This window comes from Methanolinea mesophila (assembly GCF_017873855.1).
GTDB classification, from domain to species: Archaea; Halobacteriota; Methanomicrobia; order Methanomicrobiales; family Methanospirillaceae; genus Methanolinea_B; species Methanolinea_B mesophila.
The window spans coordinates 515,356-537,769 of record NZ_JAGGKR010000001.1 but is presented as its reverse complement, the minus strand read 5'-3'; the positions used below and the strand labels follow the sequence as shown (position 1 = coordinate 537,769).

The 22,414-nt window shown below is 57.3% G+C and carries 22 protein-coding genes; 10 read left to right on the top strand and 12 right to left on the bottom strand.

The features are described from left to right. Positions 1-801: a non-homologous end joining protein Ku gene (ku, locus tag J2741_RS02555; protein WP_209673481.1), complete on the top strand. Its 801-nt coding sequence runs from the start codon at positions 1-3 to the stop codon at positions 799-801. After that, a complete protein-coding gene (gene ligD / locus J2741_RS02550) occupies positions 798-2,210 on the top strand; it encodes a non-homologous end-joining DNA ligase (protein WP_209673480.1) in 1,413 nt (470 codons plus the stop codon). Before ku ends, ligD begins: the two co-directional genes overlap by 4 nt. 36 nt (positions 2,211-2,246) lie before the next feature. Here ligD and ilvN read toward each other — a convergent pair whose 3' ends face one another. From ilvN to J2741_RS02535, 3 genes are read right to left on the bottom strand one after another with little or no spacing between them, the layout of a single operon-like run. Then, a complete protein-coding gene (gene ilvN, locus J2741_RS02545) occupies positions 2,247-2,750 on the bottom strand; it encodes an acetolactate synthase small subunit (protein ID WP_209673479.1) in 504 nt (167 codons plus the stop codon). Continuing rightward, on the bottom strand, positions 2,747-4,423 hold the full coding sequence (gene ilvB / locus J2741_RS02540) for a biosynthetic-type acetolactate synthase large subunit (RefSeq protein ID WP_209673478.1): 1,677 nt from the start codon (positions 4,421-4,423) through the stop codon (positions 2,747-2,749). Before ilvB ends, ilvN begins: the two co-directional genes overlap by 4 nt. Further along, positions 4,407-5,903, bottom strand: a complete 1,497-nt coding sequence (locus tag J2741_RS02535) for a 2-isopropylmalate synthase (protein ID WP_209675433.1) — start codon at positions 5,901-5,903, stop codon at positions 4,407-4,409. Before J2741_RS02535 ends, ilvB begins: the two co-directional genes overlap by 17 nt. 181 nt (positions 5,904-6,084) lie before the next feature. On the opposite strand from J2741_RS02535, the gene J2741_RS02530 reads away from it, so the two are divergent. After that, positions 6,085-6,360, top strand: a complete 276-nt coding sequence (locus tag J2741_RS02530) for a DUF5683 domain-containing protein (RefSeq protein ID WP_209673477.1) — start codon at positions 6,085-6,087, stop codon at positions 6,358-6,360. Positions 6,361-6,482: 122 nt separating this feature from the next. On the opposite strand, the gene J2741_RS02525 is transcribed toward J2741_RS02530, so the two are convergent. Both J2741_RS02525 and purH read right to left on the bottom strand, forming a co-directional pair. Continuing rightward, complete coding sequence (locus J2741_RS02525) at positions 6,483-7,181, bottom strand: DUF4013 domain-containing protein (protein ID WP_209675430.1); 699 nt, start codon at positions 7,179-7,181, stop codon at positions 6,483-6,485. A gap of 65 nt (positions 7,182-7,246) precedes the next feature. After that, on the bottom strand, positions 7,247-8,731 hold the full coding sequence (purH, locus tag J2741_RS02520) for a bifunctional phosphoribosylaminoimidazolecarboxamide formyltransferase/IMP cyclohydrolase (RefSeq protein ID WP_209673476.1): 1,485 nt from the start codon (positions 8,729-8,731) through the stop codon (positions 7,247-7,249). Positions 8,732-8,836: 105 nt separating this feature from the next. Here purH and J2741_RS02515 point away from each other — a divergent pair, with 105 nt between their 5' ends. From J2741_RS02515 to dnaJ, 4 genes are all read left to right on the top strand, one after another. Next, positions 8,837-10,195 carry a phosphoadenosine phosphosulfate reductase domain-containing protein gene (locus tag J2741_RS02515; protein WP_209673475.1) on the top strand — a complete coding sequence of 453 codons (1,359 nt, stop codon included), beginning with the start codon at positions 8,837-8,839 and terminating at the stop codon, positions 10,193-10,195. 138 nt (positions 10,196-10,333) lie between these two features. Continuing rightward, positions 10,334-10,834: a nucleotide exchange factor GrpE gene (locus J2741_RS02510; protein WP_342452208.1), complete on the top strand. Its 501-nt coding sequence runs from the start codon at positions 10,334-10,336 to the stop codon at positions 10,832-10,834. A 1-nt stretch (position 10,835) separates the two neighbouring features. Beyond that, complete coding sequence (gene dnaK, locus J2741_RS02505; protein WP_209673473.1) at positions 10,836-12,689, top strand: molecular chaperone DnaK; 1,854 nt, start codon at positions 10,836-10,838, stop codon at positions 12,687-12,689. Between the two features lie 5 nt (positions 12,690-12,694). Further along, entirely contained in the window at positions 12,695-13,825 is a 1,131-nt protein-coding gene (gene dnaJ / locus J2741_RS02500) for a molecular chaperone DnaJ (RefSeq protein WP_209675428.1), read from the top strand. A 12-nt stretch (positions 13,826-13,837) separates the two neighbouring features. Here the strand turns inward: dnaJ and J2741_RS02495 are convergent, their stop codons facing one another. Beyond that, positions 13,838-14,356, bottom strand: coding sequence for a type 1 glutamine amidotransferase domain-containing protein (locus J2741_RS02495; protein WP_209673472.1), 519 nt, complete (start codon positions 14,354-14,356; stop codon positions 13,838-13,840). 115 nt (positions 14,357-14,471) lie between these two features. Here J2741_RS02495 and J2741_RS02490 point away from each other — a divergent pair, with 115 nt between their 5' ends. Beyond that, positions 14,472-15,431: a methyltransferase domain-containing protein gene (locus J2741_RS02490; protein ID WP_209673471.1), complete on the top strand. Its 960-nt coding sequence runs from the start codon at positions 14,472-14,474 to the stop codon at positions 15,429-15,431. 102 nt (positions 15,432-15,533) lie between these two features. Next, positions 15,534-16,271, top strand: coding sequence for a PP2C family protein-serine/threonine phosphatase (locus tag J2741_RS02485; RefSeq protein WP_209673470.1), 738 nt, complete (start codon positions 15,534-15,536; stop codon positions 16,269-16,271). Between the two features lie 365 nt (positions 16,272-16,636). Here the strand turns inward: J2741_RS02485 and J2741_RS02480 are convergent, their stop codons facing one another. The 3 genes from J2741_RS02480 to J2741_RS02470 form a co-directional block, all read right to left on the bottom strand. Further along, positions 16,637-17,353: a DUF169 domain-containing protein gene (locus J2741_RS02480; protein WP_209673469.1), complete on the bottom strand. Its 717-nt coding sequence runs from the start codon at positions 17,351-17,353 to the stop codon at positions 16,637-16,639. A gap of 71 nt (positions 17,354-17,424) precedes the next feature. Then, positions 17,425-18,240: an NAD(+)/NADH kinase gene (locus J2741_RS02475; protein WP_209673468.1), complete on the bottom strand. Its 816-nt coding sequence runs from the start codon at positions 18,238-18,240 to the stop codon at positions 17,425-17,427. A 5-nt stretch (positions 18,241-18,245) separates the two neighbouring features. After that, positions 18,246-19,022: a bifunctional fructose-bisphosphatase/inositol-phosphate phosphatase gene (locus J2741_RS02470; protein WP_209673467.1), complete on the bottom strand. Its 777-nt coding sequence runs from the start codon at positions 19,020-19,022 to the stop codon at positions 18,246-18,248. A gap of 87 nt (positions 19,023-19,109) precedes the next feature. On the opposite strand from J2741_RS02470, the gene J2741_RS02465 reads away from it, so the two are divergent. Further along, positions 19,110-19,493: a translation initiation factor IF-5A gene (locus J2741_RS02465; protein WP_209673466.1), complete on the top strand. Its 384-nt coding sequence runs from the start codon at positions 19,110-19,112 to the stop codon at positions 19,491-19,493. Between the two features lie 105 nt (positions 19,494-19,598). Here the strand turns inward: J2741_RS02465 and J2741_RS02460 are convergent, their stop codons facing one another. The 3 genes from J2741_RS02460 to J2741_RS02450 form a co-directional block, all read right to left on the bottom strand. Then, positions 19,599-20,348, bottom strand: coding sequence for a hypothetical protein (locus J2741_RS02460; RefSeq protein WP_209673465.1), 750 nt, complete (start codon positions 20,346-20,348; stop codon positions 19,599-19,601). Positions 20,349-20,426: 78 nt separating this feature from the next. Then, positions 20,427-21,890 (bottom strand): sodium-dependent transporter, encoded by a 1,464-nt coding sequence (locus tag J2741_RS02455; RefSeq protein ID WP_209673464.1) that lies wholly within the window; start codon positions 21,888-21,890, stop codon positions 20,427-20,429. 41 nt (positions 21,891-21,931) lie between these two features. Continuing rightward, positions 21,932-22,387: a YbhB/YbcL family Raf kinase inhibitor-like protein gene (locus tag J2741_RS02450; protein WP_209673463.1), complete on the bottom strand. Its 456-nt coding sequence runs from the start codon at positions 22,385-22,387 to the stop codon at positions 21,932-21,934. Positions 22,388-22,414 lie beyond the last annotated feature (27 nt).

The following is a 22,414-nucleotide window of genomic DNA, read 5'->3' as shown; positions in this document are numbered from 1 at the left end:
ATGCCCGCAGACAAATCAGCCCCCAGGATCCCGCATCGCCCGATATGGACCGGGTCGATAAGCATAGGACTCGTGAACGTCCCGGTCAAACTTCTTACCATGGTCCGGGACCATTCGGTCTCGTTCCGGCTTCTGCACAGGGCCGACGGCCAGCCGATCCAGTACCAGCGGGTCTGTACCAGGGACAACCAGGTCGTCCCCTGGGAAGATATCGTGAGAGGGTTCGAGGTACGAAAAGACGAGTACGTGGTATTCGAGAACGAAGAACTCGATGCCGTGAAACCCGATTCGGACAGAAAGATCAGGCTGGATAAATTCGTGTATTCCCTCTCTATCGATCCCGTATTCTTCAACAGGAGCTACCTGCTCGTTCCCGACGGCAACGATGAAGCGTATTCCCTCCTGCTCTCTTCGTTCCGTAGCATGGGACGGGCGGGCGTGGGAATGATAACGCTCCGGACGAAGGAATACCCCGCGGTGGTACGGGAGTATCACGAGGCTCTAATCCTTACCACATTACACTACGCGGACGAGATCGTGAACCCGCCCGATCTCGAAGAGATCCAGAAGCTGTCCGAACCTCCGGAAAAAGAGCTCGGCATAGCGGGGAAGATCATCGGCGACCTCACCGGTGAGTTCGATATTGCGGATTTCCAGGACACCTACCGCGATCGGTTGAAGGACCTGATCCAGAAGAAGATGGAGGGAAAAACGGTGACTGTCGAGAAACCTGCCGCAGAAGAGGCAAGAGAACTGATGGATGCCCTGCAGGAGACGCTCGCCAGGCTTCAACACCAATGAGCGAACGTTACGTCCCGATGCTCGCCCGCGATGCGGATGCACCCTTCAGTTCTCCGGACTGGCTCTTTGAGATAAAGTGGGACGGTATCCGGGCGATCTGTTTCATCGGCCCTCACGGAGAGTTCGGCCTTTCCAGCAGGAACGGACGTGACCTCTCGGGGGTGTTCCCCGAAATCGGGGAGATCACCGGACTTGCCCCGGAATCGAGCGTGCTGGACGGTGAGGTGGTGGCAATGAGGGAAGGCAGGCCCGATTTCCAGTCCCTCCTGCAACGGGCCCAGAAGACCTCCCCTGAAGATATCGCGGCGCTCTCACGGGTATTGCCGGTAACCTACATCGTATTCGACCTCCTGGAGTGCCGCGGGAAATCCCTTATCGCGCTCCCCCTTACAAGGCGAAAGGAGCTGCTTGCCCGCGAGGTGCGGGAAGGGCCGCACGTGGTCCTGTCCCGTCCCGTCGACACGAAGGGGAAGGAGTACTTCGAGGTGGTGAGCGGGGAAGGAATCGAAGGGATCATCGCCAAGAAGAAGACGAGTGTCTACGAACCCGGAATCAGGAGCGACAACTGGCTGAAGATAAAAAATATCCTCACCTGCGACTGTGTGGTCCTTGGCTACACCCCGGGGCAGGGAGAGCGCAGATCGACGTTCGGTGCACTAATACTGGGCCTCTACGATCACGGTTCTCCTGTCTACATAGGGAAGGTGGGAACAGGGTTTTCCATTGAGGAACGCGAAGAGATCCTCCAGGAGCTCAACGATTACGGTCCGGGTTCCCCGCTCCCCGGCGCTGGACCGGGGGTTTGGTGGGTAGGGGCGGGTATGGTCTGCGAGGTCGCCTACACGGCGGTTACCAGGGGAGGAATGCTCCGGGCTCCCCGTTTTATACGGCGGCGGCCGGATAAAAGGCCGGAAGAATGCGGGCTAGATCAACTGGAAAAGAGGAATGCACAGATGGAACTCGATGACTATCGGAAAAAGAGGAATTTCGACGAGACTCCCGAACCCGGGGGGGAGATCGGAAAGACGAAGGCCGGACACCCGCGTTTTGTCGTGCAGGAGCACTATGCGTCCACCCACCACTTCGACCTGCGGCTCGAGCGGGACGGGGTGCTCAAATCCTGGGCGGTCCCCAAGGGGATCCCTGAAAAAACAGGTATCAGGAACCTTGCCATACGTACGGAGGACCACCCGCTCGAGTACGCGGACTTCGAGGGGACCATTCCCCGGGGACAGTACGGCGCTGGCGAGGTCGGGATATGGGACCGGGGCTTCTACGAGCCGCTCGAATGGAACGAGGACAAGATCGAGGTGGTGATGAAAGGAGAACGGATCAGCGGCCTCTTCGTGCTTGTCAGGTTCAGGAAGGCGGGTGAGAACGACTGGCTGCTGCTGAAAGGAAAGGATTGAACCGGGGGCGTTGCGCTGCCCCCGATAAGAAAGGCATTACTTGCTGCTCTTCACCGTCTTCGAACCCCGGAGCAGCGCGATCTTTCCTGTCCGGATGAACTCCTTCACCCCGTACTGCCGGAGCAGGGTCTCCAGTGCGTCTATCTTCTCGGTATCACCCGCGACCGAGAGCACAACGGTTTTTGTTCCCACGTCGATGATCTGGGCCCGGAAGATAGTGGCGATCTGCATAACTTCAGCACGTCCCGAACCAGGCTCCGCATGTACCTTGATGAGCGCGAGTTCGCGCTCCACCCGGTCCATATCGGAGATGTCCGAGACTTTGATCACCTCGATCAGCTTGTTCAGCTGTTTCATCACCTGTTCGATCTGGGCATCGTCCCCGATGCACACGATGGTGATCCGGCTCATCCCCGGCTCTTCGCAGGTGCCCACTGCAAGGCTCTCGATATTGAAACCCCGCCGGCTGAACAGCCCGGTAACCCGGGACAAAACCCCGGCTTTGTTTTCCACCAGCACGCTCAGGGTATGGGGTTTCATTCCTGGCACCCCCCGATCATCTCGTTGATCGCCGCCCCTGCGGGCACCATGGGAAACACGTTCTCTTCCCGCTCGATCCTGAAATCCAGCACGAAGGGACCTTCGGTCTCGATCGCGGTCTTTAAGGCTTCCCTGACCTGGTCGGGGGAGTCGACCCGCATTCCGTCAACCCCGTAGGCGTTTGCGATCTTGACGAAGTCAACCGGGGGGAGCTCGGTAAAGGAGTAACGGCGGTTGTGGAAAAGCTCCTGCCATTGCCGGACCATCCCGAGGAACATGTTGTTGAGGACCGCGACTTTGACCGGGATACGGTTGTGGGAGACGGTACCGAGTTCCTGGATGTTCATCTGGAAACTCCCGTCGCCGGCGATGTCGAAGACCGGCTGATCGGGCCTCGCAAAATGCGCCCCCATTGCGGCCGGGAACCCGTAACCCATGGTCCCGAGGCCGCCCGAGGTGATCCAGGTGCGGGGCTTCTTAAAGCAGAAGTACTGGGCGGTCCACATCTGGTTCTGGCCCACTTCGCTCACCACGATACCTTCACCCGCAAGGAGGTCGGAGAGCTCCCGTATGATCATCTGGGGCCGAAGGTGCCCGTCCTCGCGGAACCGCATGGGATACTTCTGCTTCCAGGAGTTAATCCTGGAGATCCAATTCTGGTATCCCGCCTTCTTCTGGATCCTGGCACACATATCCGCGAGCACGCCCTTGGCGTCCCCGACGATGGGCACGTCGACCTTTTTGTTCTTGCCGATCTCCGCAGGATCAATGTCGACGTGGATGACCTGTGCACGGGATGCGAATGTCTCGATCTTTCCCGTCACCCGGTCGTCGAACCTGACCCCGACACTGAATAACAGGTCGCACTCGGTGACCGCATAATTGGCGTACTGGGTGCCGTGCATCCCGAGCATCCCCAGGTTCAGGGGATGGTCGCAGGGTATCGCACCGAGCCCCATCAGGGTCGTTGTCACCGGGATCTGGAGCATCTCCGCGAACTGGACCAGCTCCCGGGAGGCATCCGAACTAATTACTCCGCCTCCCGCATAGATGAGGGGTCGTTCCGCGAGTGCAATAAGTTCCAGGGCTTTCTCGATCTGCCGGGCGTGTCCCCTGTAGGTCGGTTGGTACCCCCGAAGCACCAGTTCGTCGTTCTCAGGGAACTCGTACTCGATCTCCTTGGTACTCACGTCCTTCGGGAGGTCGATCAGGACCGGCCCCTTCCTGCCGGTATTGGAGATATAGAATGCCTCCTTCACCACATGGCCGAGATCCTCGGTCCTTTTTACAAGGTAATTATGTTTGGTGACCGGCAGGGTGATGCCGGTGATATCGGACTCCTGGAAGGCGTCGTTCCCGAGCAGGCTGGTAGGGACCTGTCCGGTAAGAGCCACCACGGGGATTGAATCCATGTACGCGGTGGCGATACCGGTTACCAGGTTGCAGGCGCCGGGTCCCGAAGTAGCCAGGCATACGCCTACCTTTCCGCTCGCCCTTGCATATCCGTCGGCAGCGTGTGCCGCTGCCTGTTCATGCCGAACCAGGATGTGGTTCAGCGGCGAATCGAAAAGCTCGTCGTAGATGGGAAGCACCACCCCTCCGGGATACCCGAAGAGTGTCTCGACTCCCTCACGCTGCAGGCTTTCAATCAGGATTTTAGCTCCGGTTTTCATCCTCTTCCCTCAACAATCTGTTCATTCCGGCGATCACTGCTTCAACACTGGCCATTATGATGTCCGTGCGTGCGCCTCTGGAGGTAATTATCTTGCCGTCTTTACTTAATCTTACTGTAACGTCCACCATTGCATCGGTTCCGCCACGGATTGCGTCCACGTGGTACTCCTCGAGCCTGATGTCCGCGACTGCGGCCACCGACTTCCGCAATGCCTCCATGGCCGCGTCGACGGGGCCCGTACCGGTGGCGGCCCCGGTGATCTCCTCACCCTTGACCACCATGGTGACCGAGGCCGTGGGAATCACGTTGCTCCCGCTTACCACCGTGAACTGGCGGACCTTCAGGAGGGGTTTGCATTCTATCGCCATGACCGCCTCCGCGATAGCCATGAGGTCGGCGTCGGTGACCCGCTTCCCCTGGTCGCCGAGAGTCTTGATCCGCTTGAGGATCTCTTTTAACTGTCCTTCTTCGGGACGATACTTCATCTCGTGCAGGGCTGCTTCCACGGCGGCCGAACCGCTGTGTTTTCCGAGCAGGATCCTGCGTTTCCTTCCGATAAGCTCCGGGCGGACCGGTTCGTAGGTACTCGGTTCCCGTAATACCCCGTGTGCATGGATCCCGCTCTCGTGGGTAAAGGCCATCTCACCCACCACCGCCTTGTTGGTGGGTAACGGTACCCCCGTAAGGCGTGAGACCAGTGTGGAGAGGGGATAGAGTTCCTCGGTCCGGATCCCGGTCGGGTAGCGGTACAGCACCTCGAGGGCCATCACCAGTTCTTCAAGAGGCGTGTTCCCGGCACGCTCGCCGAGGCCGTTGACCGTGACGTGCGCCGCACTTGCCCCTGCCTTCAACGCCGCAAGGGTGTTTGCCATGGCAACCCCGAGGTCGTCGTGGCAATGAATGCTCAGGGGGGCGAGGCACAGGGAGGGAATGATCTCAGCCGCCCTCTCCGGGGTCATCAGGCCCACGGTATCACAGAAACAGAGCCTTTGTGCTCCCCGTTCGATACCCCCCCGGTAGATCTCGCGGATAAAAGCCGGGTCCGCACGCGACGCGTCCTCCCCGGAGAGCTCCACGATAAGCCCGCGGTCCCGGGCATAACTCACCGCGGAGAACGCCATCTCGCAGATCTGGGCCCTTGTCTTCCGCATCTTCTTCTGGATATGCAGGTCGCTCACCGGGATGACCAGATGAACGGAATCTGCGCCGTAATCCGCGGCAAAGTCGATGTCCTGGTTCACCGCACGTACGTACGTGCAGATCTCGGCGTTCAGGCCTGCATCGGATATGAGACGCAATGCATCCCGCTCTCCCTCGGATGCCGCAGCAGATCCCACCTCGATGACATGGACCCCGACTTCAGCCAGCTTGGCTGCGATCTCGAGCTTTTCTGCAGGATTTAACGATACTCCGGGAGTTTGTTCACCGTCCCGTAAGGTGGTGTCAAAAAAGCGCAGCTTTTCAGAGAATAAAACGATCTGTCATGGAAATTCCACCACGTCATTCAGTTTGGAAGGGAGAATATAAATAATCTCGTGTGTTTTACAATTTTTTGAGGACATCGGCAGATATTTTTACCAGTATCACGGCGCATGTGTGAAAACCGTGGCAAAAGTTAATTAATTTTTATCAGTAATGGTTCAGCGTTGAGGACAGTATATGGAAGCGGAATCTGAGAATGTCATCCAGAATAAAAAACCACAAAAGAACCCGGTTGTAGCCCTGATCCTTTCATTGATCCTCTCGGGCCTGGGGCAGTTCTATAACGGGCAATACCTGAAAGGGATTCTCCTGCTTTTTGCCGAGCTGGTCGGATTCGCGCTCTTTATCGTTCCGGGAATAATCGTCTGGATTTTCGGGATGTACGATGCGTACACCTCTGCCAAGAAGATCAATGAGGAAATGGAAAAAAACCTGGATTCACAGGTTATGTGAATACAGGAAAATTTACATTCCAGGAACTCCTTTTTCGGGATCACGGGAGATCCCCATTCAGAGTGGCAGTTGATTCTTCCCGGAATCAAATAAAAAAGGATTGATAAGTGTTACAATTCCGGTCACTCTTTTGATTTTGTCTCAGGTCCCGCTGCATCGTATATCTGTGTAACATAGCGCGATTCGAAGATCAGGAGGAGCGGGAACAGGAACAGCCAGATAAGCCAGCCGATAAACGGAATGGCGGCGAGAGCGCCCAGGATCAGTCCGAGGATGAGCGAAATGATCCAGAGCACGATGAGTGCGACAATGTAATTCCCCCACCCGATCCGGCGGATTGTTGCCAGAATCGCACCAAAATTGAACGCTTCTCCGAACCGGTCTTCTCTCGCCATCCTGACAAGCCCAATGGTGGAGAAGAGGGTGACCAGGATCCCCACGACGATCGCGATTATGATCCCGACGATAACCCCCGCGATGGCACCGGCGATCAGGGCCGGGTTCATGGGCGTGTATCCCATGGTCGAGGAGAACGGCATAAAGGCCAGGATTGCGATCCCGATGAAAAGGAAGATAACAATCAGGACCGGTATGGCATATATAAGGGCAGCTACTAAGAATTTCAGCCCGTCAATGAATTTTTTGCCCCAGTGTTCCATCTCCGGCGCGGGTGTCGCACCCCGATAAATCTCCATGATATACCCCAGTATCAGGGGGAAAATTATCGTGGAAATTACCAGCAGAACCCATCGGGTCCATTTTCCCCATACTGCGTCTTTCGCATACTCCATCGAACTCCCGATCATCGAACCGTATTCCATACTATTCACCTTCCCGGGAGAATTCAGTGTAGGAAAATAAAAAATGTGAGGTCTGATCTTTCCCGTCAGTGACGGAAATAGCGGATTCCGGTGAAGATCATTGCCATATTAAGCCTGTTAGCCGCGGCAATGACTTCCTGGTCCCGGATCGATCCGCCCGGCTGCACAAGGGCTGTTGCCCCGGCAGCGGCGGCAATTTCGAGCGTATCCGGGAACGGGAGAAATGCGTCCGAGGCCACCGCAGAGCCTTTAAGGGGATAGAGCGCCTTGTCAATGGCAATTTTCGCCGCGTCCACCCGGCTCATCTGCCCGGCGCCGATCCCGAGGACTTTCTTCGCGTTGGCGAATATGATGGTGTTGCTCCGCGTGTGCTTGCAGACCTTCCAGGCGAGACGGAGCGCTTTCATCTCCTCCTCGGTCGCATCCCTGTCGGTGATGACCTTCCAGTGCTCCTGGTACGGGGGAGTGTGCTGGACCAGCGCCCCGCCGTCGATGGTCCTGATCTCGTTTCCGCCGACCGGTGGTGGGAGCGCGAGCACTCGCATGTTTTCCTTCCGGGACATTATCCGGAGTGCTTCGGGGGTGAACGATTCGGCGCAGATCACCTCGACGAACGTCCCGCAGATCTCTTCGGCGAGTTTCGCGCCGACCTCCCTGTTCAACGCGACCACCGACCCGTACGCCGAGACAGGGTCCACCTCCCTGGCGTCTACATACGCGTCGTAGATGAACTCCCCGGTGGAGACGCCGCAGGGGTTGTTATGTTTCACGATTACCGCCGCGGGCTGATCGAACTCCCTCAGGAGTCCGCAGGCGGCGTGGAGGTCGAGATAATTGTTGTACGACATCTCCTTTCCCTGGAGGGGGGTCTGGAGGGCCACCCCGCCTGAGCCGTAGACCGCAGCCTGCTGGTGGGGGTTCTCTCCGTAGCGGAGTCTCCTCCCGTGGGTGAGCTGCACCGTGTAGACCGCCGGGAACATATCGTCGAGGCCATAGAGGTAATTGCTGATAGCCGCGTCGTACGCGGCGGTCCTGGCGAACGCCTTCCTTGCGAGGGCGAGTTTCTGTTCGGGAAGGAACCCTCCGGAATCGAGCGCCTCCCCTACCATGCCGTAATCGTTCGGGTCGACCAGCACCGCCACGTCCCGGAAATTCTTTGCTCCGGCGCGGATCATGGCCGGTCCACCGATATCGATGTACTCGACCAGTTCATCCAGCCCTTTTCCGCTCTTCGCCATCTCCTCGAAGGGGTAGAGGTTCACCACCAGAAGGTCGATGGGGCGGATGCCGTGTTGTTCCATGACCGAGTCGTCGATTCCCCGCCGGCCGAGGAGTCCTCCATGGACGCGGGGGTGGAGGGTCTTCACCCTCCCGTCCATCATCTCCGGAAACCCGGTATATTCGGATACCTCAGTGTAGGGAATCCCTGCGGTCTGGAGGGCTCTTCCTGTGCCGCCCGAACTGAGGATCCCCACCCCGCGGGATGCCAGGGAGCCGGCGAGTTCGATAATTCCTGTCTTGTCCCAGACAGAAAGCAGTGCCCACTTCATGAGGTGTAATGGGCAGCGGGAGATAATGAGCCTGACCCTGTCCCGTGTGATTGATGGTCCCCATGGTGAATTCTTATCCGCTCACCTGCGCAAGGTAGTATGGAAATGAGAGAGCCGCCGGTAAAGAAGCTGTTGTACTGGTGCAGGGAATGCAACGTCCCGCTGATCGGGAGGACCTGCGGGTGCGGAGCGGAGGGGATCCCGCTCGAGCTCCTCCAGCCGTACGACGTACGGCCTGCGCTTTCCGCGGACATGGAGATCATCCGCTCCCTGATCGCGAAAAGGTTCGGGGTCGCCAGAATCCCGAGGATCATCCTGCTGAACAAGACCGGCGGGACCGACAGGAAAGACCTGGTAATCGCCAACGGGACCCGTCTCGGCTGGCTCTCATTCGATCCCTTCGGCAGGACCTACTCCTTTGACCTCGCATTCGAGGGACTTCCGGCGATCCTCCCCTGGATAACGAAAGGAATCGTGGATATCGGTGAACCGGGAACGCATCCCGGTAAGCGAATCGGGGGGAAGAAAGTCGCCGTAGGAACGTCGCTTGCAGACGGCAGTGTGGTCGTCAGATCCGGAAAACTCCACGGCGTGGGACAATTATCCGGAGGTTTCGTCCGGATCAAACAGATCGGCGTCATTCAGCCTCGCGAGGAGGCAGATCCCGGATGGGATCTCGTGGTCGAACGCAACCGGTATCACCTCCATAACCTCGAGCGGAACGCGGTACGGTTCATCAGGCAGCACATGCATGACCGGCCGGAGGCAAATGTCTCGTTCTCAGGAGGGAAGGACAGTACGGTGGCCCTCGAGCTCGCCCGGCGGGCCGGGATCACCACTGCATATTTCGTCAATACGGGTCTTGAATTTCCGGAAACCCTTGAGTTCGTGTCCCGTCATGACCTCCAGGTCCGGCTTTTCGGGGGTGATTTCTGGAAGGAAGTGCGGAAAGCGGGCCCCCCGAAGAAGGACAAGCGCTGGTGCTGCGAATGCCTCAAGCTCGAACCGGTCAAGGAATGGCGGAAAAAAACCGGTCCGTGCGTAACGGTCCAGGGTAACCGGTGGTACGAATCGTTTGCCCGGGCGAACCTCCCCCCGGTTGCGGTCAACCCGTTCAACCCGGCACAGGTGAACATCTCCCCGATACGGAACTGGCGTGCGCTCGAGGTATTTCTCTACATATGGTGGCGGGAACTCCCGGTAAATCCCCTGTATGAGATGGGGTTCGAGCGGGTAGGGTGCTGGATGTGTCCCGCGATGCTTGAGAGCGAATCGGAGCATGTGAAATCGATTCATCCCGAGCTGTACTCTCTTTGGATCGAGTTTCTGAAGGAGTACTACAAGGGAAAACATCATCCCGAGCAGTTCTTCTCCTGCGGGCTCTGGCGGTGGGACGTCCTCCCCCCCAAGATGCGTGAAGCGGCTCCCGCGGTGTCAAAAAAGAGATCATACCGCCGCAAATAGGTTATTTTCAGCCTTCATTTTGATAATAAACTCACATTTGGTTTGATTTCCCTTTTTCGAAATATCAGAAATTATTTATAGAACCACAATGCAATAGATACTGATCATCGTATGACGCAATCAGAAGAGGGGGCTCCAGTGAACCCTGAAACGAAAAAAGAATCGGTTTCCAGGGAAGAATCGCCGGAGAGCTCTCCCGCACCGGATGAGATGCAGAAGAGATACGATGACCTTAACGATCGATTTCTCCGGCTCGCCGCGGATTTTGAAAATTACCAGAGGCGGGTCTCCCGGGATCTCGACCAGCGTGTAAGGTTTGCCATCGAGGAATTCGCGATCGAACTCCTTGAAGTGGCGGATAATTTCGAACGTGCCTTATCTGCCGAGAACGGCGCCGTACGGGAAGGGCTGGAGCAGATCAGCAAGCTCTTCGACGCGGTGCTCGAGCGCCACGGCATTACCAGGATAGAGTCCAGGGGCAGGAAGTTCAATCCTGCCGAACATGAGGCGATCGCATACGTGCCCTCGGATCATGACGAGGGCGTGGTGATCGACCAGGTCTGCCAGGGCTACAGGATGCACGATAAGGTCATCAGATGTGCGAAGGTTGCAGTCTCGAAAGGAAAAGAGTGTGAGTGATATGGCAACGGAAAAAGTGCTCGGAATCGATCTGGGGACCACCTTCTCCTGCATGGCGATAATGGAGGCAGGAAAACCCACGGTGATCCCCAACGCGGAAGGACAGCGGACCACTCCCTCGGTGGTCGCCTTCACCAAGGACGGCGAGCGTCTCGTCGGGAGCCTGGCCAGGCGGCAGGCCATCACCAACCCCGGACGTACCATACAGTCCATCAAGAGGAAGATGGGTTCGGGCGAGAAGGTGAAGATCGACGAGAAACAGTATACCCCCCAGGAGATCTCGGCAATGATCCTCCAGAAGATGAAGATAGATGCCGAGGCGTATCTCGGGGAGAAGATCAAAAAGGCGGTCATCACCGTTCCCGCTTACTTCAACGACGCCCAGCGGCAGGCGACCAAGGACGCCGGGGAGATCGCGGGTCTCGAGGTATTGCGGATCATCAACGAACCCACCGCGAGCGCACTCGCGTACGGCATAGATAAGGAGCACGACGTCACGGTCCTGGTGTACGACCTCGGCGGCGGGACCTTCGACGTCTCCATCCTGACCCTCGGCGACGGCGTCTTCGAGGTAAAGGCTACCTCGGGCAACAATTTCCTGGGCGGAGACGATTTCGACAAGCGGGTGATGGACTACCTGGTCGAAGAATTCAGGAAAAAGGAAGGCATCGACCTCAAGACCGATCCCATCGCGATGCAGCGGTTAAGAGACGCGTCCGAGAACGCGAAGATCGAGCTCTCCCAGAAGAGCAAAACCAACATCAACCTCCCCTATATCACGACCGGTCCCACGGGACCCAAGTTCCTCGATATCGACCTCACCAGGGCGAAACTCGAACAGTTGATCGGTGACCTGGTGGAATCCACGGTAGGGCCCGTGAAACAGGCCCTCTCCGATTCAAAGCTTACCCCCGAGAAGATAGACCACGTACTGCTGGTCGGCGGGTCGACCCGGGTCCCTCTGGTCCAGGAGACCGTGAAGAAGATCATGGGCAAGGAGCCGGACAAAGGGATCAATCCGGACGAATGCGTGGCGCTCGGGGCAGCAATCCAGGGCGCAGTGCTCACCGGCGAGACGAAGGATATTGTGCTCCTCGATGTAACCCCGCTCACCCTGGGGATCGAGACCCTGGGCGGTATCGCGACAAAGCTTATCGAGAGAAACACCACCATTCCCACGAGGAAGAGTCAGATCTTCAGCACTGCAGCCGACGGCCAGACCAGTGTGGAGATCCATGTGGTACAGGGCGAGCGGGCACTTGCCAAAGATAATTTCACCCTGGGCAAGTTCCAGCTTACCGGGATACCCCCGGCTCCACGGGGCATTCCCCAGATCGAGGTGACCTTCGATATCGATGCCAACGGTATCCTGCACGTATCTGCAAAAGACCTGGGAACCGGGAACCAGCAGGCAATCACCATCAAGGGCGACCGGAAACTCTCCGAAGACGAGATCAAGAGGATGGTTGAGAACTCGAAACAGTTCGAGCAGGAAGACGCGAAGAAGAAAGAAGAGATAGAACTGCGCAACATGGCCGACACCGCGGTCTTCTCCGCAGAAAAGATGCTCAAGGAGAGCGGGGACAAGATCGAGCCCGCCGACCGGGAGAAGATAGAGAGCGGGGTTGCGGAGGTCAAAAAAGCGCTCGAGTCCGATAACAGCGACGAGATAAAAAAGCAGATGGAAGCGCTGACCGAGGCGATCTATGCCGTCACCACCAAAATCTACCAGAAAGTCCAGGCCGAACAGCAGGCGCAGCAGGCCCAGGCGACGGGCGGGGCGGGCGGCCCCGGGGGCGATACCGGGAACCAGGACAATGTGGTGGACGCCGACTTCAAGGTAAAAGATGAGTGAACTCCATGCCATCGGGAGACTACTACGAGACCCTCGGAGTTCCGCGGAACGCTGACGAGAAAGAGATAAAAAAGGCGTACCGCAACCTGGCGAGGAAGTATCACCCCGATGTGTGCAAGGAACCGGGTGCGGAAGAAAAGTTCAAGCAGATCAACGAGGCCTACCAGGTGCTCTCAGATTCGCAGAAACGGGCCCAGTACGACCATATGGGCCACGACACCTATACCAACGCCTCGAGGGGGTCTTACACCGGGGGCGGCGGCTTCGGAGGAGGAGGCTTCTCCGCAGATTTCAGCGGCTTCGGGGATATCTTCGACTTCTTCGGCGGGGGTTTCGGAGGGCGCCAGCAGAGCGGCCCGCAACCGGGCCATGACCTGCTCATGAAGATCCAGATCAACCTGGACGATGCGGTCTTCGGGACGGACCGTGAGATCGAGGTCACCCATTCCGAGGCGTGTCCTGCCTGCAACGGGACCGGGAGCGAGACCAAGAAGCTGATCACGTGTACCCGGTGCGGGGGGACCGGACAGATGCGCCAGATGAGCCAGACCATCTTCGGCCAGTTCGTGAGGATGAGCACCTGTACCGAGTGCCACGGGCGGGGCAGGGTCCCGGAGAAGAGGTGCCCCGAGTGCAAGGGAACCGGCCATACCCAGGTGAAGCGAAAGGTCTCGGTCCATGTCCCGGCCGGTATCGAGAGCGGGATGAGGCTCCGTATGGAAGGTTACGGTGAAGCCGGGGATTACGGGGCACCGAACGGGGACCTCTTCATCGAGGTCTATGTGAGGCCGCACGACAGGTTCACCCGTCACGGGGACAACCTGGAGACCATCGTCGCGGTCTCCCCTGCGCAGGCGGTGCTCGGATCGGTAACCGAGGTCGAGACCATCGATAAACGCCAGGTGGAGCTGAATATCCCGGCAGGGATCCAGCACAACACGGCCCTCAAGATCCCGGGTGAAGGGGTCAGGAGGCGGGCCAAACCGGGTGACCTGCTGGTGAGGGTGAAGATCGTTACCCCGAAGAACGTTTCGGGGGAACAGAAGGAACTCTATGAACGGATCATGGAGTTGGAAGGGAACCGTCCCCTGGAGCATAAAAAGGGATTTTTCAGCGGGCTGAAAGGGAAGAAGTAGGTCTCCCGTAGATCATCCCGCTTCCTTCATTTTCCTGAGCGAGGCCTCGATGAAACGGGGGATATCCCCGGGGTTACGGGAGAAGAGGAGGTTGCCGTCCTCAACTACCGCCTGGTCCACGTAATCAGCCCCTGCATTTTTTATGTCCTGGACAATTGAGACCCATCCGGTAACTCTCCTACCCCCGAGGACCTGCGCAGTAATCAGGAGTTGGGCCGCGTGGCATATCCCCATAACAGGTTTCCCCGATTCGACAAAGTCCTTCACGAATTTCACAGGCCCGGGATGGGCGCGAAGCCCGTCGGGAGAGTACCCCCCGGGGATGAACAGGGCGTCGAACTCGGCGACGTGTACGTCATCCGCCGAGCGGTCGATGAGCACCTTTTCCCTGTTGTGTTTTCCCCGGACGACAGCCCCCGGTTTGAGACCCACGTGGATCAGGGTATGCCCGGCCTTTTTAAAGCCTTCCGCGGGTTCTGCATACTCAACGTCTTCGAACATATCGGCGATCAGCACCGCGATCTTACTCATCCTGGTACCTCCTTTTCTCTACGGCACCCCCTATATCCCGTCCATGAATAAATCCTTCGTCACTGATGCTGCACGAAACACAGATATTTGAATATTTGACCCCAATTGAGATGGAATGAAGCTGATCTTCGAGCTCTCCGGGGAACACCCCGAACTTCCGGCGGCCGAGGTGGCCTCCTGCGCCCGTATCCTCGAGCGGAGGCCCCAGGTGGTGGTAGGGGATTGTGCCGACACGGACAGGGCGAGAAGGCTGGCGTTGACCCACGTGGTGATCGAATATCTCGGGCAATGCCCCGCAAACAGGAAGGCGTTCCGGAAAATGCTCGGGGAACTGGATATCGCAACATCCCGCTCGTTTTCAGGGAGGGTCAAGAAGATAGAGGGAAGCCTGATGGAAGATTCCCGCCAGGAACTGGAACGTGAGATAGGTTCCCAGATACACGGGAAGGTTTCTCTCGATCACCCGGAGGAAGAATACCGGGCGGTCCTCTCGGGCGACACCTGCTACTTCGGTCGTGTGCTCTTCGCCATCGACCGTGGTTCGTTCTCTAGGAGGCGCCCCGGAGATCGTCCTTTCTTCCATCCCGGGGTTATGATGCCCCTGACGGCACGGGCCCTGGTGAATATTTCCGGGGTCCTGCCCGGCGAACTGATGCTCGACCCTTTCAGCGGAACCGGGGGGATCGTCCTGGAAGGAGTGATGATCGGGGCATCGTCAGTGGGAAGCGATATCGATCCCCTGATGGTGAAGGGGAGCAGGATGAACGTTCCTTCGGCGGAACTGGTTATCGCTGATTCCACAGACCTGCCGTTTCGGGACGGTACATTCGATGCGATCGTTACAGACCTGCCGTACGGGCAGTCGGTCTGCATCGCAGCCTCGAGCATTGAGTCCCTCTATAATGATTCGCTCACCGAGATGAGGAGAGTGCTAAAACCAGGAAAGAGGGTGGTGTTGGTGACTCACCGGGACATTCGCGACCTTGCCATGGGAAAATTCAGGATCGTGGACTCATACGGACAGCGCGTCCATAAGAGCCTGACGAGAAGGATCCTTGTCCTCGAAAAGAACTGAGCGCCCGTTTTTCCGGTCTTCCCGGGCATAAATTTATAATTTCGAATACATCAATACCCCTGACCGTCGAATGAGGCATATGTCCTCGCCGGGGTGAATCATATGAAGACCTGTTTTTTGACCGACCGTGGCATCCGTCCCAGGAACGAGGATGCGTGCGGGGTATGGAAGTTTCCTCAGGGCCTCACCCTCATCGCGGTCGCAGACGGTCTTGGAGGTCATCCCGCGGGTGATATCGCGAGTGCATTGGCGTTGGAGGAGCTTCATCGTGCAGTCGGGCGGGGTCTCGCGGACTCCCCGGACCCGGATCACGGTGTTTTACGGATTATAATGAAGAAGGGGTTCTCTTCCGCCGACAATGAAGTGTTTTCCCGCGGCATCGCGACACCCGCATGGCAGGGCATGGGGACCACCCTGGTGGCCGCCCTTATCCGCGAGGAAGGGCACGGGATACTTGGAAACCTGGGTGACAGCAGGGCATATTCCATCGGACCTGAAGGAGCGGTCCGGCTCTCCGTCGATCATTCGAGGGTCATGGAGATGGTCTCACGGGGCATTCTCACGCTCGAGGAGGCGAACCGTCATCCGATGAAAAATATCGTCACCCGTATCGCGGGGCGTCCGGGGGATTCCCCTGATCTCTACGACCTCCGGATGAACGATGAAGATCTTTTAATGCTCTGCTCCGACGGCTTGATCGACGGGCTCTCCGACGCTGAGATAGCGCAAATTTCAGGAACTGTCCCGTTCTCCCATCTCTGCGAGGCACTCGTCCATGATGCGCTGCGGACAAGCAGGGACAACGTGACCGTTGCGGCGGCAAAACGGGAAACGCATTAAAAGGGAAAAACGGTAACGAAAAACTGGCTTTTTCTACATTCTTACTGTTTGATGTTCCCGGGGCTCCACCCCCGCGTCTCCGGCAGCCCCCGTCGCGATATCCCGGGAAAAAGGTTAAATCCGCTCCGGAGCGCCGGAATGATTCAATAGAGAACGGGCAGTGTACTCCCGCTATCAATCGTACTGGATCGTGAGCATACGACAGTCACAGCCTATCCTTTTGGGACGCCCGCGGCGGGGCGCAGCCCAGGGAGCGTCATATCATGCGAATTATCTTTCCTGGCTCTATGCGGGCAAAACAAAAAAATGTTTATCGTTGGCCCGTCTCGAATTACGGGGCGGGAAAAATTCGACGAAAAAAAAAATTATTTTTTTGAGCCTGGAGCAGCGGTGACCACCCGGACGGCATCCACCATATCCGTGAGCATCTCGATCGGGAACCCCATCACCATCTCGTCATCCTCGATTCCCGAGAATTTTCTGGAACCGTCGCACCCCAGGCTGTAATTCGGTTTCCCGGTCAGGTAGGTCTGGGCGGTGGTATCGGAGCAGACGGACTGGATACCCGAAAATTCCGAGACTATCCTTCCACCGTATTTGAACAGGCTTGCCTGTGCGAGTTTGAGCATGGTCCGGGGGGGGGCGACGATTAGTACGATGTGAGGCGAGAAACTGGTTTTTTCAAGGGGGGCGTAGAGTGTTGCGAATGTTGCACCCGATTCAACGTGGGGAATTTTGTCGATGGTCCTTTTACATGCCGCAGTGCTCTCGTATTTGCCCAGTTTGAAGTAAAAATGTCCGGTTTTCAGGGTCTCGGTGATCTCCCGGAGGCCGAGCGCCCAGGCACCGCCCATGCATTCGTGGTTGTCCACGGTTGCATAGAATGCCCTGCCTTCTTTCCGGGCGATACTCACCATCTGGCAGTGCCTCACTGTTCCCTCGAATTTTTCCATGCCCTCGGGGATATCGGCCCTGCTTGTGGCGAGCTTTATCGCGACCGGAGAAGTCTTCAATCCTAGTGCCGTTTTCAGCGCGGCGGATGCCTCCGCATAATTAAAATCGGTCCGGATAGTCTGATCCATCACTTGTCACCACTGCACGGTATACCCGGCAGGAGTGATAATAACTCTCATATGCGCATAAGACCCCAGGCTCAAAGTCGCCTGAGCTTCCGGTCCACCTTTTCAAAGAAGTTCTTCCCGGTCGTGACGAATAATGCCGGGTTCACGGATTTCGTGACGGATATGGATGCATTCTCGCCCACAACGATGGTGGACTGACCGTCGATCACAAGGTTGGCGGGTTTCGCACTCTCCAACCGGATCTCGAGGGAACGGCCGCTGCTGATAAGGTGGGGACGGGAGGAAAGAAGGTAGGGTGCCAGGGGCACGAGCAGGATTCCTTCGATACGGGGGTCGACAATCGGCCCCCCGGCACTCATCGCATATGCCGTCGAGCCCGTAGGGGTGCTGATCAGAAGGCCGTCCGCGCGGAACCTTTCTGCGGGGTTTCCATCTACCATTACGAGAAACCGAAGCATCTTGGCCGGACGACTGGTGACGATGAGGGCCTCGTTCAGTGCTTCTCCGAGTTCCTTCCCGTCCATGGAGAGCGAGATACGCATCCTCTTTTCCACAGGAAAATCCGGTTGCAATGAGAGCAAAAAAGGACTCGCCTCTTCGGGTTCAAGGTCTGCCAGGAAGCCTACCTCGCCCCAGTTTATCCCTATGACGGGGATCTGCCGGCGCAGGCTCTGGACCGCGAGAAGAATGGTACCGTCTCCTCCTACCGTGGCGATAATATCGGCATCGGCATCCGGAAATGCCATTCCGGAGGGGAGACCTGCTGTTCTGGCGGTGTTCTGCTCATACTGAACCTCGTGGCCTGCTCCGGAGAGGAGATCGCCGAGTTCCAGGGTATATCTGAGTGCGTCCGTAGTGTCTATCCGTGAGACAAGCAGAAATCGCATGGGTGTTACCTCAGGTACTCGATTACTTTGCCGTGCAGGGTGCCGTTGGTCGCCACCATGCATTTTCCAATGGTCACCTCGTCGGGGAAGAACAGGGGCGACCCCTCGAGATCGCTGACAACCCCTCCCGCTTCCGTACATACCAGCATACCTCCCGCGGCGTCGGTTACCCGGAGGGTTCCGCGAAGATCGATGAACCCGTCTATCCTTCCGCATCCAAGGTAGCATAACTCGAGTGCGGACGCTCCCAGGAGACGCCACCTCCGTATCTTCTGGCCAAGTGGTGTCATCCTCCGGGGATCAAACTTCCTCCCGTAGATGCTCATGGCACTGCGGTCCAGGTGGGAGGTCGCGGAGACCCTGATCGGGGACCCGTCCATAAAAGACCCCTTTCCCCTTACCGCTGTGAAAGTCTCCCCGATTGCAAGGTTTTTCACGAATGCTTTCTCGACCCTGCCGTGTTCGGCATATGCAAGGGAAAGCGCATAGAAGGGAATCCCCGCAACTGCGTTGAACGTCCCGTCCACCGGGTCGAGGAAGATGGTCCCGGCATCCCCCTTCATGGACACGATCCCTGCTTCTTCGCTAATCAGGGTCCTGCACAGGGGATGATCTTCCAGGTAGGATACAATGCAGTCTTCCGCAACCAGGTCGATCTTCTTGGTCGGCGTGCCGTCAGCACCCATCCCCACGACTTCCCCGCCTGCAGGCCTCCCGGCAAGATCCTCTATCGCATCCTGCACCAATGCCGCCATTTCTTCACACGAGGAGAGGAATTCCATGGTATCAAACCGGTGCGTTCCTACGGTGTATTTATGTAATCTGGTTATGATAAATTACTACTGCGTTTGTGAGCGAGCGTGAATACAATGAAAGAACAAACAGAAATAGGCAAACTCAAGGAAGGCCGCTACATGGTCATTGAAGAAGAGCCCTGCAAGATACTGTCCATCTCGGTCTCGAAGCCCGGCAAGCATGGCGCGGCAAAGGCGCGTATAGATGCGGTGGGGATCTTTGACGGAGTCAAGCGCTCCATCGTCCAGCCAGTCTCGGCAAAGACCTACATCCCGGTGGTAGAAAGGAAAAGCGGGCAGGTGATCACGGTGGCAGGGACGACTGCGACGTTGATGGACATGAAAGAGTTCACCAATTTCGAGATCGAGATTCCCGCAGACAAGACTGCTGCCGTAGAGGTCGGAAAAGAGATTCCCTACATCGAATCGATGGGCAAGAGGAAACTGGACCTCGAATAACCGTTAAAGAACCCGCGGCGAAGGGGACGGGATATCAAGCCGTCCCCGGGATACAGAATACAAATTCTTTTTTTCCCGGTCTGATCTCCCCAGGTGGGATACAGGCTAGTAATTTCCAAGGTATCGTTCGGGTACCAGGATTTCTATGTGATATGACCGGATCATATGCGGCTTAATGACGAAGTAATAGGACCCCCTCGAGGTCCCTTCATAGAACTTCTCGACCCAGGGACGCGGATCGTAATCATCCCCCCTCCCCCAGAGATCAGGGTCGAGCCCTCCCGCGGGTTCGATGGTCCGGATGACCCGATCGGGATCTGAAGCATCCCGGACCTCGATGGAAAAGGACGGGAACACCTGGGTTCCCATAGAGCTGGCAATCCCCCCTGCTTTGGACTCCGTAACCCCGACAAAACGGTCCCAGGGCTCAACTGTGTACTGGAGTTCCCAATACGGGAAGGGCATAGAGATATTCTCGGTCATTCCGCCGTAATTCCCGTCTATGGTAGCGTAGACAAGCATTTTTTCGGGCACAGGCGTGGGCTCTTCCGGCAGCCGGCTATGGGAGAGGGTGGGTTCGGGGGTGCTGCCGGGTCCCACAATCCCCAGGGTCTGCGACTGCCCGCTCCAGGTCGGCGAGGGGGTAGGGACGGGCGTAGCCGATGTGGTTGACGATGCATAGTAATCTTTCGCCCAGTCCGGGAGCGTGGGCGTAGGGCTCGGCGTAGGTTCGGTGCCCGGAATCGGGATGCTCAGGTCCGGTGGTTTCCCGGTGAGTGCGGGTTTGACGACCAGCGCCAGGACGATGACTATCGCAAGGGCTGCTATTACGATCGCCAGATCCCGCTTTTCCATAGTGCATAATTTTTCTGCTGGCAGTATATGAAGATGTGGAATAGCGCAGGAACCGGCGTGGAGGAGTTAATCGGGACATCAGGGGGCCTTTTTCTCTCCAAAGAACGGTAATTTCCGGACCCAGCTGCACCCGGAGAGCCTGCAGCTTATGAAAATTACGAGAAGAATGCCCCCCAGTATCAGGAATGTACCGGCCCCCTGAATGAGATTCCCGGGGAAAGGAGCCCCCGGGATCACATGCCACGCGGGATAATCCCGGTTGAGCACGAGACGAGCACCAATCGATCCCGCCAGCACGACAGGTATGACATACCTGCACGCCGGAATTATAATTCTTCTCAGGCCACGGTACGTCATCAGTTCCCCTTCGAGCACCTTCCGGTCCATGAACCATGAAAATGCTATCGAAGTGATCATCGCGGCGACCGGGATTCCCAGCGTCCCCACGGTTTCGTCCATAAAATCCAGGAACCGGATTCCGTTCAGGGAGAAACCGAGGGAACTGTAACTTGCGGCGGAAGGAAGGCCCACGATGACAAGCATGGTCACGAGCAACCCGGCGGCTCTGACCCGTGAAAGTCCGAAACTCCGGGTAAATGCGGCCACGCTCACCTCGAGCATGGAGATGGCGGAGGTGAGGGCTGCGAAGAACAGGAGCACAAAGAACCCGAAAGAAAGTATATTTCCGAAAGGGATGGACGCGAACGCTTTTGGAATTGTGGAAAACGCAAGTGTCGCTCCCATCCCTGGTTCGAGCCCGAAGGTGAACACCAGGGAGAAGATAGTGATTCCCGCCATAAGCGAGACGCAGAGATCGGCGAGGACGATGATGATCGATGAGCGGGCCACATCGACACTTCTAGAAAGATACGCCCCGTAGGTGATCAGAATCCCCTGGCCGACCGAGAGCGAGAAGAACGCCTGCCCGAACGCGGCACTCCAGAGGAGCGGGTTAGAGAGCACCGAGAAATCCGGAGAAAGAAAGTATGTCAATCCCTGTCCGAAGCCCGGCAGGCTCGCGGAGTATACCAGAAGCCCGGCCAGTATAATGAAGATGAAGGGGACAAGAAGGATGGATACGCGTTCGATCCCTTTCCTCACTCCTCCTGCCACCACGACACCTGCGATCACGGCACAGGCCAGGAAAAGATATACCGGGGTTGCTCCCGAGATGAAGTCGCCGAAATTTTCGCCGGTGTGGGCAACGGAAAGCATGACAAACCCCAGTGTCCACCCGGTAATGACCAGGTAGTAGGAGAGAACAAGAAATACGATTCCCACAACCAGCCAGCCGGCTATCTTGAACCGTTCATCGATCTTCCGGAAACAGGTTACCACATCGGCGAGGTAATAACGACCGACAGTGATCTCGAGGATCATCAGTGGTGCAGCAACGAGAAAACACGCGGCGATATACGGGATGAGATATGCCCCACCCCCGTTCTGGCCGACTACAGAAGAAAAACGCCAGATATTTCCTATACCTACCGCCGAACCGATGGCCGCGAGGATGAACCCGGTTCGTGACGACCAATGCTCCATTCAGGCAAACCCGGATTCGTTGAAACCGTCGCGTGTGGTTCTTATTTACCGTACACGACGAATCCTTCCCCGTACTGGACGACGTGTCCTTCGATTGCCTTCAGCAGTTCGGGTTTCGTCGCCCCGGGGGCCAGTCCCAGAGTGGTGTCCAGGCCGTAGACCTTGAAATCATAACGGTGGGTCTGACCCTGCGGTGGACAGGGCCCGCTGTACCCGATAAGCCCGTAGGAATTTTTCCCCTGGATCGCTTCCACGGGTGTCATGACCACGGGTTCCGGGGGGATCGCGGCGGGGACCTTTCCGTGGGGTTTCAGGTTCCAGATCACCCAGTGAGTAAAGCCTCCGGATGCGTCGGGATCACTCATCACTACTGCGATGGTGACCACCCGATTCGTATCGATACCCGACACCTCGAACGGAGGGGAGAGATCCTCCCCGTCGCAGGTGTGCAGTACCGGGAGATTCACTGCCTGGAATTTTATGGAGAGATTTTCCATATCATTTCACTCTGCACTTCGGTTCAA

Excerpts from the sequence above, each read along its gene's own strand:
- ku (WP_209673481.1), top strand. The coding sequence starts at position 1 with ATGCCCGCAGACAAATCAGCCCCCAGGATCCCGCATCGCCCGATATGG.
- ligD (WP_209673480.1), top strand. The coding sequence starts at position 798 with ATGAGCGAACGTTACGTCCCGATGCTCGCCCGCGATGCGGATGCACCC.
- ilvN (WP_209673479.1), bottom strand. The coding sequence starts at position 2,750 with ATGAAACCCCATACCCTGAGCGTGCTGGTGGAAAACAAAGCCGGGGTT.
- ilvB (WP_209673478.1), bottom strand. The coding sequence starts at position 4,423 with ATGAAAACCGGAGCTAAAATCCTGATTGAAAGCCTGCAGCGTGAGGGA.
- J2741_RS02530 (WP_209673477.1), top strand. The coding sequence starts at position 6,085 with ATGGAAGCGGAATCTGAGAATGTCATCCAGAATAAAAAACCACAAAAG.
- J2741_RS02525 (WP_209675430.1), bottom strand. The coding sequence starts at position 7,181 with ATGGAATACGGTTCGATGATCGGGAGTTCGATGGAGTATGCGAAAGAC.
- purH (WP_209673476.1), bottom strand. The coding sequence starts at position 8,731 with ATGAAGTGGGCACTGCTTTCTGTCTGGGACAAGACAGGAATTATCGAA.
- J2741_RS02515 (WP_209673475.1), top strand. The coding sequence starts at position 8,837 with ATGAGAGAGCCGCCGGTAAAGAAGCTGTTGTACTGGTGCAGGGAATGC.
- dnaK (WP_209673473.1), top strand. The coding sequence starts at position 10,836 with ATGGCAACGGAAAAAGTGCTCGGAATCGATCTGGGGACCACCTTCTCC.
- dnaJ (WP_209675428.1), top strand. The coding sequence starts at position 12,695 with ATGCCATCGGGAGACTACTACGAGACCCTCGGAGTTCCGCGGAACGCT.
- J2741_RS02495 (WP_209673472.1), bottom strand. The coding sequence starts at position 14,356 with ATGAGTAAGATCGCGGTGCTGATCGCCGATATGTTCGAAGACGTTGAG.
- J2741_RS02490 (WP_209673471.1), top strand. The coding sequence starts at position 14,472 with ATGAAGCTGATCTTCGAGCTCTCCGGGGAACACCCCGAACTTCCGGCG.
- J2741_RS02485 (WP_209673470.1), top strand. The coding sequence starts at position 15,534 with ATGAAGACCTGTTTTTTGACCGACCGTGGCATCCGTCCCAGGAACGAG.
- J2741_RS02480 (WP_209673469.1), bottom strand. The coding sequence starts at position 17,353 with ATGGATCAGACTATCCGGACCGATTTTAATTATGCGGAGGCATCCGCC.
- J2741_RS02475 (WP_209673468.1), bottom strand. The coding sequence starts at position 18,240 with ATGCGATTTCTGCTTGTCTCACGGATAGACACTACGGACGCACTCAGA.
- J2741_RS02470 (WP_209673467.1), bottom strand. The coding sequence starts at position 19,022 with ATGGAATTCCTCTCCTCGTGTGAAGAAATGGCGGCATTGGTGCAGGAT.
- J2741_RS02465 (WP_209673466.1), top strand. The coding sequence starts at position 19,110 with ATGAAAGAACAAACAGAAATAGGCAAACTCAAGGAAGGCCGCTACATG.
- J2741_RS02460 (WP_209673465.1), bottom strand. The coding sequence starts at position 20,348 with ATGGAAAAGCGGGATCTGGCGATCGTAATAGCAGCCCTTGCGATAGTC.
- J2741_RS02455 (WP_209673464.1), bottom strand. The coding sequence starts at position 21,890 with ATGGAGCATTGGTCGTCACGAACCGGGTTCATCCTCGCGGCCATCGGT.
- J2741_RS02450 (WP_209673463.1), bottom strand. The coding sequence starts at position 22,387 with ATGGAAAATCTCTCCATAAAATTCCAGGCAGTGAATCTCCCGGTACTG.